The sequence below is a fragment of the Photobacterium sp. HL06 genome, assembly GCF_059552575.1.
The window spans coordinates 91504-106815 of record NZ_JCANWL010000003.1 but is presented as its reverse complement, the minus strand read 5'-3'; the positions used below and the strand labels follow the sequence as shown (position 1 = coordinate 106815).

General features: G+C 44.1%; 9 protein-coding genes and 4 pseudogenes. 2 read left to right on the top strand and 11 right to left on the bottom strand.

The window, feature by feature from the left end; all coding sequences use genetic code 11:
• Nucleotides 1-685: 685 nt before the first annotated feature.
• From AC51G0_RS30310 to AC51G0_RS30260, 11 genes and pseudogenes are all read right to left on the bottom strand, one after another.
• Nucleotides 686-862 carry a hypothetical protein gene (locus AC51G0_RS30310; RefSeq protein ID WP_496304418.1) on the bottom strand — a complete coding sequence of 59 codons (177 nt, stop codon included), beginning with the start codon at nt 860-862 and terminating at the stop codon, nt 686-688.
• 162 nt (nt 863-1024) lie between these two features.
• On the bottom strand, nt 1025-1993 hold the full coding sequence (locus AC51G0_RS30305) for a hypothetical protein (RefSeq protein ID WP_496304417.1): 969 nt from the start codon (nt 1991-1993) through the stop codon (nt 1025-1027).
• Nucleotides 1993-3246 carry a ParA family protein gene (locus tag AC51G0_RS30300; RefSeq protein WP_496304416.1) on the bottom strand — a complete coding sequence of 418 codons (1254 nt, stop codon included), beginning with the start codon at nt 3244-3246 and terminating at the stop codon, nt 1993-1995. The genes AC51G0_RS30305 and AC51G0_RS30300 overlap by 1 nt, the downstream gene beginning before the upstream one ends.
• Before the next feature lie 781 nt (nt 3247-4027).
• Nucleotides 4028-4435: an IS6 family transposase gene (locus tag AC51G0_RS30295; RefSeq protein WP_496304415.1), complete on the bottom strand. Its 408-nt coding sequence runs from the start codon at nt 4433-4435 to the stop codon at nt 4028-4030.
• A gap of 151 nt (nt 4436-4586) precedes the next feature.
• Nucleotides 4587-6374 carry a reverse transcriptase/maturase family protein gene (locus AC51G0_RS30290; protein ID WP_496302168.1) on the bottom strand — a complete coding sequence of 596 codons (1788 nt, stop codon included), beginning with the start codon at nt 6372-6374 and terminating at the stop codon, nt 4587-4589.
• A gap of 558 nt (nt 6375-6932) precedes the next feature.
• Nucleotides 6933-8458: pseudogene (ltrA, locus tag AC51G0_RS30285) on the bottom strand (group II intron reverse transcriptase/maturase).
• Nucleotides 8459-9122: 664 nt separating this feature from the next.
• Nucleotides 9123-9368: pseudogene (locus tag AC51G0_RS30280) on the bottom strand (transposase domain-containing protein); the annotation flags it as partial.
• Nucleotides 9369-9639: 271 nt separating this feature from the next.
• Nucleotides 9640-10320, bottom strand: a pseudogene (locus AC51G0_RS30275) (Gfo/Idh/MocA family protein); the annotation flags it as partial.
• Nucleotides 10321-10849: 529 nt separating this feature from the next.
• Nucleotides 10850-11247 (bottom strand): annotated as a pseudogene (locus tag AC51G0_RS30270) (H-NS family histone-like protein).
• Nucleotides 11248-11805: 558 nt separating this feature from the next.
• The gene (locus AC51G0_RS30265; protein WP_496304414.1) at nt 11806-13149 is read right to left on the bottom strand and encodes an IS4 family transposase; all 1344 of its coding nucleotides are present in this window, start codon (nt 13147-13149) and stop codon (nt 11806-11808) included.
• 157 nt (nt 13150-13306) lie between these two features.
• Nucleotides 13307-13624, bottom strand: coding sequence for a hypothetical protein (locus tag AC51G0_RS30260; RefSeq protein ID WP_496304413.1), 318 nt, complete (start codon nt 13622-13624; stop codon nt 13307-13309).
• 148 nt (nt 13625-13772) lie between these two features.
• Between AC51G0_RS30260 and AC51G0_RS30255 the strand changes: the two genes are divergently transcribed.
• Together AC51G0_RS30255 and AC51G0_RS30250 are read left to right on the top strand one after the other, a co-directional pair.
• On the top strand, nt 13773-14339 hold the full coding sequence (locus AC51G0_RS30255) for a TetR/AcrR family transcriptional regulator (protein WP_496304412.1): 567 nt from the start codon (nt 13773-13775) through the stop codon (nt 14337-14339).
• A 184-nt stretch (nt 14340-14523) separates the two neighbouring features.
• Nucleotides 14524-15300, top strand: coding sequence for an IS110 family RNA-guided transposase (locus AC51G0_RS30250; protein WP_496304451.1), 777 nt, complete (start codon nt 14524-14526; stop codon nt 15298-15300).
• The last annotated feature ends 12 nt before the right edge of the window (nt 15301-15312 follow it).

The window sequence follows — 15312 nt, the reverse complement described above, 5'->3', positions numbered from 1 at the left end:
GACGAGAGTGAACAAACACGCAGGAGAGCACCATGATGCACGAGGACAGACGCAGCCCTTACAAGCACTTAGCCGGTAGGAGTGAAAGTCTTTGTTCTGGATCTGGCTGTTGCTTTGGATTTTTGCTCTTTAGCCCTGACCGTTACCTTCTGGCGAAGACAACGTGTTGGCTGAGTTTCACTAGCGAGACAAGAGATGGAACAGCTCGCCGGGGAGCGTGTGAAATAGGGCAAAGACAGCTTGCTGGCTGAGGTTGCCCCGCAAGGGGGGCTTCTGCTTTAGCACCTTGAAAAATGCCACCGAAAAACAGATATATTACCCCTTTCATTCAAACCGTTGTAGAAGACCATTCGATAGCGACCCAATCACTCTATAACCCGCAATGAGTTGTCCGGCTGTTCTGTTACTTAGGTATACTGGCTACTCTGTTAACCCGGCACCAAACTTGTCTTTATATCGGCAGTGTCGCTGAGGATGATGGACTTGGCGACGTGTTTGATTGGTGCATACCTGCCGTCATGTTCGATTGTGACCTTGTCCTTTACCGCACCATAAGCCAGCCTTCGGACGCAACCAGTAAAATGTGTACGGGGAAGATCTATTGTTGATTGCTGACCATTTCCAGGAGATTGAGGATGACGATAAGGTATTTGGTGGCCTCCTGAGAAATTGTATCAATGATCTCTCATCGTCGACTAAAGGCTGATAAAGGACGGAGATCGCAGAGATCTTTACTTACCTTTTTGTCGATCAAGTCAATATTATCGAGGATACGGACTTTCTGGGTAAAGACGACGTCATACAATTTATCGGTGACTGTTTTAATTTGAGTGTTGCCACACATCTTCTCCAGTATATCCATTGCGTGTCAGTGAAGACTGCCACGATGATGAGAGCTTTGTCCCCCTGATATTCCCCCCTCACGGACACTGATTAGGCACGTCATAGTGGTGGCATAACGTCAGGCAAGGGTTTACTTCTCACCATAAAATAACGCTGCACAATGTGCAGCGTTGATACCCTCTTAAGACAGGACCTCAACAACTGCCTGTTTGATTTTAGCTTGCAGTGCTTCATCCAGGCCGGCAAGGTTGATAACGGCGCTCTTGCTATTCTTTTGCTTCCACTCGACTTTCTGTTTCGCGGTACTGCCATTCCATAGCGTCTCTGCTTCAACTTTCTTGCTTACCGAGCGTTTCTTAGCATTTAGCTGATTGAAACTGCGGTTTAGCAGATCAAAGCGCTCGTTGGTCGTGAGGCTGTCCGGGGCTGCACTGCCGGTATTCTCCAGGTATTTCTCATGTAATTTTTCAGGATCGACATTGTTTCCACTTATCGCATTATTAAGTGTGACCATTTTGTTCATCACGCGGGCACTGATCTCATTACTGCCCATTACCGACCAGAAAACAGGAGCCAGGGTGATGGCGTTGAGGTAGCGTGACATCAATGTCTTATCAACACTTTCGTCTTCAGCAAATTGGTTTTGCGTCAGCTCAGGGGTCTCTTTCCTTAATGTTTCCAGCTTGCTGGAGAAATAATAGCCCCAGTCGAGGTAGCTGAACGCCTTTCGCTTGTCTGACTGCAGGACGATAAATTCGGCATCTTTCGGGTCAATTTTGGTATCACTGACATCAATGCGAAGGGGAGTGTTGGCCATAGCCGCACAGGCCATTCGTCGTGAGCCGTCAACGACATATATCAGGCCATCTTCGCCAAGGTAGCCGATGGCATTAGTGATTTGGTTGCCGTTGGCAATTCCATCGTATATATCAGCCAGTTTCTCGCGGGTTAGCTCTTCCGGGCGGCGGATATTGCGGGGATCAACCCGAACATGCCTTTGGATCTCTTCACTGCTTTTATAGGTGTGAAGCCTTAGCATAATTTCTTTGCCTGACGGTAGCTTTATCCTGTTTGTTACAGGTTTCGCCTGGGGCTTTATCCCTGACGTTCCACGATTGATACCATTAAAGCCGGTAGCTTTTTTATTCATTAGTTAACCCGTCCGGAAATTTTCTTGATATTGGCCATGACTTCTTCATAAACAGCCCTTGTCGATACCACAGCATTGTCGTAGGCCAACGCAGAAGCATATTTGTTGTCGCGAGCTTCGGTTTTTTGGATATCAAAAATGCTACGGTTTAAATTATCCGCGGACAGAAACAGCTCAGATTGCTTGATCGAATTCGAGCACAAGTGTTCCACAAACGACCGGATAATCATGTTTGACGTCTGTTCGACCTGCGGGCTATTAGAATCCACATTGACTCGTAGGCACTTGAACATTTTCAACTTAGCACCACCACTCGGGAGCTGGCGGATACGATCCTTGATAAAGGTAATAAAGTTCTTTGTCGATAAGTAGTCCAACTTGTGCGGTGTGACTGGAAGCAACAGGAAGTCTGCTGCTTCAAGGGCTGACCAACAGATCGGGCTATCCTGTGGCGGAGTATCGATAAAGATAATGTCATACTGGGTTTTCAGGATTGGCAGGATAAAATTACGGAGCTCCTGTAACAGTTCTGCCTTGCCTTCTTCATCGAGCTCGGCGTAGATATCGCTGAAGACTTCATCTTCAGGAAAGGCTGAGAATACATCGAGGTTTGGCAAGTGCGTATTGAATGCCGCTCCCAGTACAACCTCCTCTTCCGTCAGGCCGTAGTTTTCTACATATTCGTTGAAAGACGGAGTGTATTTTCGCAATGCGATATCAGCGATCGTCAAGTAAATACCGTCGTCATCTTTAGGCTGTGCCTGCAGGCCTGCTGAGCCCTGTGGGTCAAGGTCAAGAATGCACACCCGAGCATTGAGGTTAAGATCCAATGCAGCGGCAGTCGCCAGTGACTTTGTGGTCGTCGACTTACCCGTCCCCCCTTTGTGGTTCTGGACAGAGATAACACTGGATGTGAAGTCGTCACTGTATTTGCGATGGCCCAGGTTATCGAGGATAACTTGTACATCGAATCGGTTATACAGAAAGGACTTACCTTGTTCGATAGGCTCACCAATCACCCCTTCTTCTTCCAGCGCCGCAACGCGCTTATTGAACGTCTTGGTTGATAGGTTTACGATTTCGCGGATCTTTGTTTTGTTTAATGAATGGTTGTAAATCAGACGGTCTACGCCCTCATCAAGTTCGCTGTCAGTTACATTGATACGAGATTTTTCATTGATTATGTCTTTCAAACGGACATCTTCATTTTTCATGCGAATAGCGCAGTCATCCAATGCTAGCAATACATCCATTTTTTATCATCCAGTCAACTAAAGAATACGTAATGCCATGACAATAATGGCATTTCCACGTTAAATCAATGGCTTTTGTGTTTTATTGTGGAGCTTTACTGTCATTGATTGACTGTAAGGGATGAATTAGCATTTTTTTGTTATTTCCTGTTTTTTTTATAACTTGTTGATTTTAAACCGTTGTACCCGTACAACACCATGCATGCGGATCCACATAGAGCGTTTCCCAAACAATGCACGGTGAGTTATTTATTTTTCATCCCGAGCTCAAGGCAAATAAGTTGGTGAGACTGAGTATACCCGCCCACTCACTACCTAATGGCGGTTTTAATGCAATGAACCAAAATAATATACAAGCAATCAAGGTGATCCTTTACACTCGGAGTTTTGGTTTGGAGTTCAGTGCGCTTGGTGGGTTCATCGTGGCGCACCTTATGGTTGTAATGTAATGAACCATCACACTCCATAACGTACCGCGAGGCTATGATTATGGTGAAAATCAAATCAGTCATTGATTGATGAGTGGGAGATAGAGTGATGATCATCGACTTACTTGGTATTGATATTGCGAAGAGTGTTTTTCAATTGCATGGCGTTGATTGTAATGGAAAAGCTGTTTTAAAAAAGCGATTATCAAGAGGTAAACTGGCTGAATATAGGCTCCGTTGCAAAGTTCAATGAAAGCCCGATGTCTCAGTAGTTTTGCGGCCTAAAAGGTGAAAGCCCCTTCGATTAGACGCATTTCGGCCAGAGGACCACAACCATATAGCCAGATATCAAATTACCCTTTTCTAAACATTCGCATTACTTCGAATCCTCTGATTGTGGCAAACGCTGTTTTCAGGGATTGAAACCCTCGAACAGGCTTGATAAGCCGCTTCAACTTTCCATGATCGGACTCTATCCGGTTGTTCAGATATTTGATCTGTCGTTGAACGGTACCTTCGGCGCACACCTTAATTTTCTTTAATGCCGCTAGTGCCGGTGTATACGATTTATCTTTATCGGTGTTGACTGTTTTCGGGTGGTCATGAGACTTGATACTGCGTAAGGCCTTACCCAGAAAGCACTTCGCCGCCTTTTGATTTCGAGTGCGAGAGAGATAAACATCGACAGTATGACCTTCTTTGGTAATAGCTCGATACAAGTACATCCAGGTACCACCTACTCGCAGTAGAGTAAGAGGCAAAGCGTAGTCGAACTATTTCTCTACCTCTCCTCTCCGAACCGTACGTGCAGTAGGGTAGGCAACCAGCGAGTTACCAACGACACTTTTCCAATTGCCCCCCACCGAACCCCGCGTGACCGATTTCCGTGTCACGAGGCTCTCCAGTAATTGATTACATTAGAGCTTTCCCATCATATCTACCCGTATGAATGTTTTGGTGGCAGCTTTCACAAACGACTAATGTTTTACGCCGACGCGCTGCCATTATTTTCATCCATTCGGGACGAACTTTGCAGCCCTTTTTCTCCAAGTCAGCCAGTTTGCGTATATGGTGTACTTCAACGCGATCTGTGGATTCACAGAGTTCACATTTTTGAGCTAATAAGCGCTCAACCACTTCACTTCTCTGGTTCCATATATTCACTATTACAGAGTCATTTAACGATGCCCATCTATTCCACTTTAAAGAGACCGCACCAAAGTGCGCCTTTAATGGTGGTTTATCTGGGCGAGGAACAACAACTTCTAATGCCTTGAAAGTTCCATTTTCAGTTTCCAGCGTTGTGCCGTACTTCTTGTAAATTTTAGGGCAAGTTGTTTTGTACTTCTTTGCCAGAGTCTTCACGAGTGACAACTCTGCATTCCTCTTTAAGTAACCCATAGTGTGGAGGTTGTATGCCATCTGATAGTATTGCACTATCCCGCAATACTCTGCTTGATACTGTCTAACAATACTGTACGGATGATCATTGACCCGTTGAGTTAAGTGAATCGCATTACCTCTGCGCCGGTATTTGGCACTTTGGTTTTTAACTACTGTTTTTGGCACCCGAAGACCTACACTACCGTTGATGTTGCGTTGACCTCTGTGGTCATGTTTTTCGTCAGCATGTAGGATGTGGATCTCATAACCTAAAAATTTTGCTCTTTCATTGCGCGCATGAGTGATTAAGGTTTTCTCGTCACTAAGCTGAAATTTCAGATCATGCTCTAAATAGTGAGCAATTTTTTGCTTGATTTCCATTGATTCGGATTTGGGACCACTTAGTCCCAACAACCAGTCATCCGCGTATCGGACATACCAAAGGCGTCGATAGTCTGGATCATTTGGATCTTTAGACGGCAATTTCTGAGCCTGTTGGTTCAGTGTTTTTGCCAGATCCCTATCACCATTTTTTCGAGCTTTGGATGCCGCCAGAGTGATGGCGCGATATTTTGGGTTTGTTTTTCTTCGTTGCCCACAGGTATATGCCGGTACGATTTGGTCTTCGATATATTGGTCCAGTTTTCCGAGAATGATATTTGAAAGTATCGGCCCAACCAGTGATCCTTGCGGTACACCGCTGAATGTGGCGTTGAACTTCCAATTCTCCAAATACCCCGCTTCCAACAGATTTTCGATTAGACGAATTAAACGATTATCGTGAATCTTTTCACGCAGAATATTCAATAATATGGCATGATCTATTGAATCATAGCAGGCGCTAATGTCTCCCTCGATAAACCATTTTGTTCCTCTGCCTTTCTGCATAACACGTCGTAATGCAGTATGACAGCCACGCCTTGGGCGAAAACCATGTGAACAATCAGAAAACTGTGGCTCGTAGTACGCTTCCAAAATTGATCGAATAACTTCTTGAAGTAATTTATCCGACCAACTTGGTAAACCTAACGGCCTAGATTTTCCATTCTTCTTTGGAATATAGACTCTTCTAACAGGTGTCCATCTATATCGTTCTTGCCTCAGAGTATCAATAATACAATCGATTTTCTCTAGAGACATTCCGTCTACTGTTTCTTCCGTACTACCCGAAGTCATGGCACCATCATTTCGATAGATTTTGCCATAGGCTTTTAGGTAAAAGTCCCGATTATACAGTAGCCGATATACCTTCTGTAACGGTAAGGCCTGTTGGCCACGCTTATGTATGATATCTAGTATTACTTCGGCGCTTCGCATCACGCGTACCTCATAATGCCTCTTTATCCAATTACCTGTTCCACTTTGCCCTGTAAACAGCTTTCCTGTTCTCCCCGGAGGGGCGTTACTCCCTCGACTACTATTGAAACTCCGTCACCATAGGGCTCTCGCCCGTTAGGCAATCCCGTGTTCCGTCACCAATAAACGTCTCTAGAATGACTTAGGTTCCCCACTCATAGCCTTAAATGAATTCATTATTCATCGTTTATCAACCAGAGGGTATCACCAGCGTAAGGTGAACTGATGACTGTTGATAACTTCGGCGTACAAGTGTGCTACCGAAGAGTGTGCGCACCACCACTGGCTATTAGGGTTCAGGCAGTTTAGCTTTAACCATATCATTCAGGCGTTGCAGGGCCACAACATACACACTTTCTGTTATTCCCCGCTTTACAAACATGCTCTTGTCCCTTCATTCTTTCGAATTCGGGTAAGTTGTTCACCTCGGAGACATTTCCTCTGACCTCCGGCCAACTTAGTTGGCTATTTATTTAGTGCGTACCACGGCGCACCCTTTCAGCGCATATGGCTCTCCGTTTAATCTTGGCCAACTGCCATTGCAACATCACTGTAGCGAGATGTGATAGTCTTTCTCACTTCTTCTCTAAGGTATGGATTCATTTCTGGTAAACGCCAACGAAATGGTAACTTACGGCTGTTCACAAGCCTGAGTAGCGATATGCCGCCAAACTAACCATTGTTAGTTTTACCAAATAAAACCCATGTTTTTGCCTTATGAGGCTCAGGGTGCTTTATCTATTTCATCATGAGTGACTTAATGGATGTACGGTATTTCCGAGTCAACCATTTAGCGAGTTTCCAGAAAACGATACGATCAATTTTGCTGTACACCATGGCTGTGAAGTCAGTATGACGATAGAATTGTGCCCAACCTTTGAGTTTACGATTGAGCTGCTCTACTTTATCAATCTTGCTACAGTTGTAATCTCCCGATAAAGCTTCGCTCAATGAATGAGCAAAGGCTTTAGCTTTGTCTTTTGGAATACCAGACACAACACGCATGCTGCCTTTCGGCCCTCGTTTTCGGATTATCCTGTGACCTAGAAAAAGAAAACCATCATTTACGTGAGTTACATGAGTTTTATCCATGTTTAGCGTAAGTTTTAGTTTGCCTTCCAAGAAATCACGGCATTCATCACGAATCGCTTCAGCTTGCTGTTTACTACCTTTGACTATCACTATAAAGTCATCGGCATAGCGGCAATATAAAACTGCGGGTTTCCATTGCCTGTTTTCTTTTAGGGCAATATTACACCTGTCTTGAATGGTACGATTCCAGTACCAGCGATCTTTACGCGCTTTCTTGCTGAGGTATCACTTGTTCAAGTACTGGTCGAACTCATTAGCATGATATTCGACAGCAGTGGAGAGATGACGCCTCCTTGGGGAACGCCTTCACTGGTTGCACAAAATAGATTACGATCAACATGACCCGCTTTAACAAACCGCCAAAGCAGTTCGTTAAAACGTTGGCAGTTAATACGTTTACGCACACATTTCATCAACATACGGTGATGGACAGTATCAAAAAAGCTCGATAGGTCGCCTTCAACGATCCACCGACCTTTCGAGAGGCCTTTCGATTCTGTCAGCTGTATTTTAACCGTTCGGATAGCATGATGAACACTGCGCTCAGGCCTGAAGCCATAGGAGAAAGAGTGAAAATCATTTTCCCATATAGGCTCCATGGCCATAAGCATAGCGCGCTGTACTATTCTGTCTTGCAGGGTTGGGATACCAAGAGGACGCTGTTTGCCGTTTGCTTTGGGGATATAAATTCTTCTTGCAGGCATAGGTTGATAGTTGCCTGACAGTAAATCATTTCTGATCTTATATAGGTGCTCATCAAATTTAGCCTGGAATTGAATCTTGGTTATCCCGTCTACACCTGGCGTTTTTGCTCCTTTAGAAGAGAGTGTTATTTCAGCTGCTGTGTAAAGCCATTGAGGGTGACTGATCAGTCGCAGCAATCGATTTACTCGCCGAGTTTTATCGGTTGCTGTCCATATTGCTAATTTGCGTTGTTTTTCACTGATTATCAAAGGCCTTCACCTTGTTAAGGTCAGGTAATTTGCATCCGCAAATCAATAAAACTGCGCCCCTTCGCCATGTAATGGGCTTTCCCCATCTCAGACTACTACGAACGCTCCGCCAGCTTGCCTGTCATTTGGGTCATGCTCCTTTAACATCCAGAACAAGCCTTCCCCGGTTTACCTATCTGAACTCAAACATACTGGGGTGGATGCCGCTCGCAATCTTTAACCTTATCGTACTGTAAGGTGATGACGCTCAAACGCTGAATTGTGTTAGCACGTTTTCCCCTTGGTAAGCACATAAATTGCTTTCCAAGTCGGTAATATAGCCCATACGTGTAGCCTTCCTCCTGCGTCATACTGCCTGATAACTCGTGTAGACAGTGGCGACGATTCAGCCCATAGATACAGATTAATCGGTTCATGTTCTTTATCCGTCCAATACTTAGTCTAGAGAAGCATCTTGGCTTAACGAATTCGTCTCACTTCCCGTTGTCAGCGGGTTACATCACCTTACCAGCATACGGTAAGTCACTGCCGCTCAGACTCATCTGTCTGCACAACCAGACATAGCCACAAACACAAATTAGCTCCTGCTGTCGTGCTTGAGTATTACAGATAGACTCGTGGTTCAATTTAGCTTTCCTTGCTAGCCCTGAACTCCGGGCACACCGTAGGTCTCGTCAAGCTGCCACGACGAGTCGGCCCGGACGAATTGATAATGCCGCCGCAGCTTCCTGTGCAAGATAGGCGAGAACTGAACAAACCATCGGTAGAGCGTAGAGCGATGCACGGAGATCCCTCGCTCGACCAGCATATCACTGAGGTTGGCGTAGCTCATCGGGGTAGAGCCATACCAACGAATACTCCAGAGAATGATTTCAGGGGCAAAATGTTTCCATTTGAATTCGTTGGCCATTTAACGTTTTCTCAGCTCTGCCTATATCACATCCGTTCTGTGTCTCGCTTAGAGGTAGTTTTTGCAACAACCCCGCTTGAACCATGATGTTTGTTTGCCCAGCAGGCTCCGCCAACCTGACCACTTGAGCGACCATGTCGATATTGAGCATGAGACCAAAGCGCCCGCCAACAAAATACCCCACCGAGCAAGAGGGATGCGCCTACACCCGACAAACCACCGCTTTAATGCCTGAGTCTCCTAAACGAAATGCTACGCCAAAGCAATAGAACTAAAGCGAGTGAGAAATGCCTTGGGAAGATTCTGAAAATACATCACGATATCTAGCGTCGATACTTTCGTAGACCATTTCTCCATTTATATACATTCGGTTGGTAGCATGGTCCAATTCTATTTTGACACCAGTCTCGTCCCAGAATGTACTTCGAGCGATAAAGACATTTTCATTTGCTTCCCAATCTATAAGAAATTCTCCTTGGATGTTATTAATCACTAATTCAATATCAGCCCGCGTTTCAATCTCCATATCAAAACAACTTGAAAGCTTGGCATTTCGTATCTTATAGGAAGATAGTTCAGTAGGTGTGATGATCTGACGCATTACACTCAGGGCGTTTGGTGCCCAGTCCAACCACACTCCGCCAATATTTTTCCGAAAGTTCCAGGGTTTGCCCACACCCAAATGCTCGCTACTCTCAAATCGAAATTTTGATATTTGTGCGAATGAAGATAAATTCTCCTTCAGATATTGGACTTCTGGAAAAAATTGAAAATGATAAGAAACAACAAAAGTTGCTGAACTATTTTGGGTGGCCCGCATGATTGGTTCACACTCAGGCATACCCACGGCCATTGGCTTTTCACAAAGAACATGCTTATTTGCTTTAAGAGCATCCAGTGCGATTGGTATGTGAAGATGATTAGGTGTGCACAGAACAACCACGTCTATTTCAGGGCTATTAGGATGTCCCGATAATCAGTTGTCTGTAAAATATCGGCCTTATTGCCAAATCTCGCTGTCAGTTCATCGAGGTTGAGATCACACACAGCGCTCTATACAAACTTATCCTAAAAATTAATCGCATTTATATGTGCGGCAGCAATATCTGCTGTTGCACCTACGATACCTACTTTGTATTTATGCATTTGCGAATGATCCCCAGATGGTCAGTTAGAAGTGGCCCCCAATGGTTGGGCACATAAGCTAATTCCTTAAGTGGTTGATCCAGCTCATGCTGGCGTATCTCTACCTGCCGAAGTAGGCTTCATCAGGGGTGAGGTCATTGAGTCCTTGATGGTAAACAAAAAAATGTAGCCCCAGGCCTGGCTTTCATGCGGCCTTTATCGTATCTGGCCGTTACCACTCAGTGTGATAGGAAGAAAAAAGCCGCGTGTGTAGCGCGGCTTTGAATTAGCTATTGAGAGACATACAGTTAAGTATGAAGTCAGATAATAACTAATTTATCATTAATGCTCTATGATTAGATAAGATAATCGTCTAAGGTGGTGCCATCATCAGAGCCTTTTTTAGAGCTCTAGGTGTACGGCCTTGACCTGTCCATGTCTTTTCTTCACCGTTTTCATCGGTGAACTTATATTTTGCTGGTCGCGCTTCGCGAGGTTTCTTGGGGGCTTTAGCCGTCGTTGCTAAAAACTCCTCTGAGTCAATACCGTCAGACAGTAGCATTTGACGATATACTTTTAGTTTTTCTTCATGCTCTTTATTTGCTGCTTTAGCTTGTTCTTCTTCTGCTGTGCGCTCATTGACTACCTGAGTCAGCTTCTCCAACGCCTCTTGTAGCTACTCCTGTGTCATAAACTTACGAGCAAAAACGCGCAAGCTGCGAAGGTTCATTAATAGTTGTATAGCGTCTGTCATTATTTCTGTTTTTACTCGATTGAATGAAACTGTATTTTACAATACAAGATACCTTTTATATAACATTTAACGTGCCACATTTTGTATGATTGGTAAAAAATACAAGAAAGCGCTTTCTTTGTGTGTTACATTAAATAGTAGGAATGTATTTGGCCTCCACAGCCACCATAATGACCTAGCTAAGCATCTTTTGGTGGTTTTAGGGCAAGCCGCTTCCTTGCGGCTTTTTTTGTTACAAATTAACCGTAATAAATACTTAGCGTACTTGCGTTTTACGCTGTATATTTATAGGTGATTTTTTCACTATAGAGTTCTTGTGGGTTGTTTCTATTGGACCCGTTTATTTGTTCGGTCGCTTCTGGCGGTTTTTTTGTGCCTGTACCTTAGAGGTGCCGTGTTACATGGTAACGCCAATTAGAAGTAGGTTTAACGTAACAGGTACTTAACGTACTGCGTTTTTGGTGCCGAAGTGACACTTCTTACTGGCAAAGTGGCTGGACCTTTAAAAATGGGATAAACAACTGCAGTAAAAAAACAAAGAAAAGGCCATCTAAACGATCAATGCCGCCCAGATAAGCACTTGCATTTATATCTGAGTGGATAACGGCTAGGTACATGTAGCACCGAACGTGGAAACGTTCGGTGTTTTCTTTTTTTCGGCAAAATGAAATGTTTTATATCCTCACGCATTCGCTGCAGCTTCTTTGGTAAGTTACCATCAGGTAACACTGCCAGTACTCTCAATTGAGTATCGATCAAGCTGATTGCCGCTGTGAAGCTAATTCTTGTTGGCTCAACTTTTGCGTCCCGTGCAATTGAAACCATTTCCAAGCGTATTAAATTGTAGGCTAGTAAAGCTCCCCACAGCTCTTGCTTGACTCCTTCTGGGAAGCGGCTCCGTAAAGTCACATGACTTTGAAGTTGCGTCTGCTTTAGCTCTCCAAAACCTTCCTCAATTTCCCAACGCAGCCAGTAAACCGAAAATAGTTGCTCCATTGGATATTTGTCCTTATCCAACAATGAAGTGATGAAGCCTTTTATCTCTCCTTTCGGGTGTTGGTAGCTTACCAAGCGAGCCTGCCATGTATTCGGCAAAGTGGGATTTTTGGCTCTAGCCTGTGGAGATATGGGCATCTCAATCAATAAGTCATTATCACTGTAACAGTCGATAACTTCGTATCGAAGCCCTGACTTTACCGGAGTTAACCAATGTGAATTACAACCAAATTGTTGCCAACTAAGTAGTAATTCTGCGGAAAAATAACAGCGGTCAAATAATGTCAGAGAGTCATCTGGAATATCCATCAAAAGCCGTTGAGCCAAACTAATTTCCCCCACATCACAGCCATCAAAAGCAGCCCCCAGAAGCATTCTTGTCGTGGTAGACATCAGCCCTACCATGCGTAATTGAGGGTATGGTTTGAAAGTTTTCGAAATGAATCCAAAAGTGTCTGCGTTTTCAGGAAAATCTTGACACCGAAAAACGGTACCATCAACAGCGAGGATATGTAGTCCAAGAGGGGCTTTTCGGGATAATGTCTGCTCCATCCAGGCTACGCTGGAGGTCTTGAATAAATAAGACATCGGCGCTTCATCAAGACGTTTTCGACAGTCGGTCAGAACACTCGGTGCAACATGAGACCAGGTATTGGTTCCCGTTGATTGCAATGCAAGATCCATTGAGCCGCAGACTTCTTTGATAGATTGATTACGCATCAGTCCCATGAGGATTACAAGCCAAACAGCTTGTTGAGCTGGCAACCGGGGCCGTCGGATACTGACTTTGTCTGTTGCAAAAAGGGATTGCTCTATCCAATCAGCATCAAGTGAATTCATAACTGAATCAAATGAACCACTTTTTTCTACAGACTCAAAGGCCAATTCAAGCTCTTGCGCAAACATAAAAAAATCCCTAACCAACAAGTGATTAGGGATTATCTATCAGCCATAGGATCGTTCAAGTCCTCTTAAACGATCGGCATTAATCTAAACGATGGTCTTTTCCATATCTTATCGGGACAAATTTGACCTTTATTCCTAGCCCAAAATGTTGATTTTTTTAGTGGCTATGTGAAAGGAAAATATTACGTGATGCAACCTTTTCGCCCATATCAATGGCCTCAACTTTTACACTACGGCTTGCGTTGAGTGACAGTGGAATGAAAACACGACCACGTTTATCTGTAGAAAATGATACCCCATTGAGCTGTGGTACATTTTCAACCTTAATATCGAGGCCTGACACAGGGCGTGAGAGCTCGGTCGCTTTAACATACACTCCATTTGCCGAGTCGATCAATTTTAGTTGAACGCCAGCCATTGTAGGCAAAGAAGCAACAAGAAGCAGTGTGGATAGAGCAATAGTTTTAATCATCATGGAGATATCCTTTTTTGCGCCAACTAAACGAAACTGTTTCGTTTTGATATTTTGAATGATAGCAGCCAAACTGGCGCTGTCAAGCTTTTAAAACTAATTAGTTTCGATTATTATTGAGGAAGGGTAATACTTAAGTCAGGGGGCTAACATGAGCCGTAAAGAGGTTAATAGGCAAAAAGCCATTGATGCGACATTAGCTTTGTGTCTGAAACACAGCTTTCACGGTACCAGTATGGACTCCATTACTGCGGCAACAGGGATGTCTAAAGCAACGATTTATCGGCATTTTGATTCCAAAGAAAAGCTCATTGCTGAAGCCTTGGAGTTTTATCGCCAGCAATCGACTGAAGTTTTAACGACATTGTTCCAGGATCCAGCTTTATCATTACAGGAAAAGCTGTCAGCCCGATTTGTTATGCTAAAAGAGTCATTTGATAGCCAGGAGTTTCAAGGTTGCTACTTTCAAAAAGCACATAATGAATATTGTAATGAGGATCCAGCTATTTCTGGGGTTTGTTCTCTATACAAGATTGAACGGACTCAGATGATCGCGGAGCTGTTGCTCGCACATGATATTGTCAATGCAAAGGAAAAAGCAAAAAGGGCTGAGCTGGTCTTCAATGGACTATTGGCTTCGCTGCTTGTGAACTCTGATCGTTCACTCATTGATCTTGCCCAGCAGATGTACTTTGAGCAGTTGGAAATTGCCTCATAAGGAAAGCCGCTTACTGATGCATTATTTGATGTGTCTTCGATTGTTTTAGCCACGATGGTTAGTCAGCCATCATTTCTTTCATTGGGCTTAATGTAATGAACCATCCCACTCCATGACGTACCGCGAGGCTATGATTATGGTGAAAATCAAATCAGTCATTGATTGATGAGTGGGAGATAGAGTGATGATCATCGACTTACTTGGTATTGATATTGCGAAGCGTGTTTTTCAATTGCATGGCGTTGATTGTAATGAAAAAGCTGTTTTAAAAAAGCGATTATCAAGAGACAAACTGGCTGAATATATCGCTAACACTCCGCCATGCCCGATCATCATGGAATCTTGTGGAGGAGCCAATTATTGGGCTCGGGTTTTCCAACGGTCTGGCCATACAGTGAAACTCATTAGCCCTCAGTTCGTAAAACCGTTTGTTAAAACAAACAAGAATGATGCTAACGATGCACAACCCATCGCAGAGGCGGCCAATAGACCGTCAATGAATTTTGTTCCCATCAAGCAAATCGAGCAGCAAGATATACAGTCTCTGCATCGAATTAGAAGCCGGTTAGTTAGAAACAGAACGGCATTGATTAACGAGATCAGAGGGCTCAATTTGGAGTATGGAATAGCTATTACAACGGGGGCAACAAAGGTCAAAGCAGAACTATGCTTAGTGATTGCCAATGAGAGAAATGAACTGACGGTATCGTCTCGCGAATTCATGAGTGATCTCTACAATGAGCTAGTCGAGATCGAAGGCAAGTTGAAACAGTTAGAGAAGAAGATCAAACAGATTTGTAGGCAGAATGAAGCCTGTCAGCGAATAATGAAAATACCTGGTGTGGGTGAATTAACAGCAATGATTGCCGTAGTTCCTAATTCAGACGTATTTAGGAATGGCAGACACATGCCTGCGAACCTTGCTCATTCATGGTGCCAGAGCAGCCTTGTCGCAGTGTAAAAACCTGGACAA

Bases quoted from the DNA above. Each gene is read 5' to 3' on its own strand.
- AC51G0_RS30310 (WP_496304418.1), bottom strand. From the start codon at position 862: ATGGATATACTGGAGAAGATGTGTGGCAACACTCAAATTAAAACAGTC.
- AC51G0_RS30305 (WP_496304417.1), bottom strand. From the start codon at position 1,993: ATGAATAAAAAAGCTACCGGCTTTAATGGTATCAATCGTGGAACGTCA.
- AC51G0_RS30300 (WP_496304416.1), bottom strand. From the start codon at position 3,246: ATGGATGTATTGCTAGCATTGGATGACTGCGCTATTCGCATGAAAAAT.
- AC51G0_RS30290 (WP_496302168.1), bottom strand. From the start codon at position 6,374: ATGCGAAGCGCCGAAGTAATACTAGATATCATACATAAGCGTGGCCAA.
- AC51G0_RS30265 (WP_496304414.1), bottom strand. From the start codon at position 13,149: ATGTTTGCGCAAGAGCTTGAATTGGCCTTTGAGTCTGTAGAAAAAAGT.
- AC51G0_RS30260 (WP_496304413.1), bottom strand. From the start codon at position 13,624: ATGATGATTAAAACTATTGCTCTATCCACACTGCTTCTTGTTGCTTCT.
- AC51G0_RS30255 (WP_496304412.1), top strand. From the start codon at position 13,773: ATGAGCCGTAAAGAGGTTAATAGGCAAAAAGCCATTGATGCGACATTA.
- AC51G0_RS30250 (WP_496304451.1), top strand. From the start codon at position 14,524: ATGATCATCGACTTACTTGGTATTGATATTGCGAAGCGTGTTTTTCAA.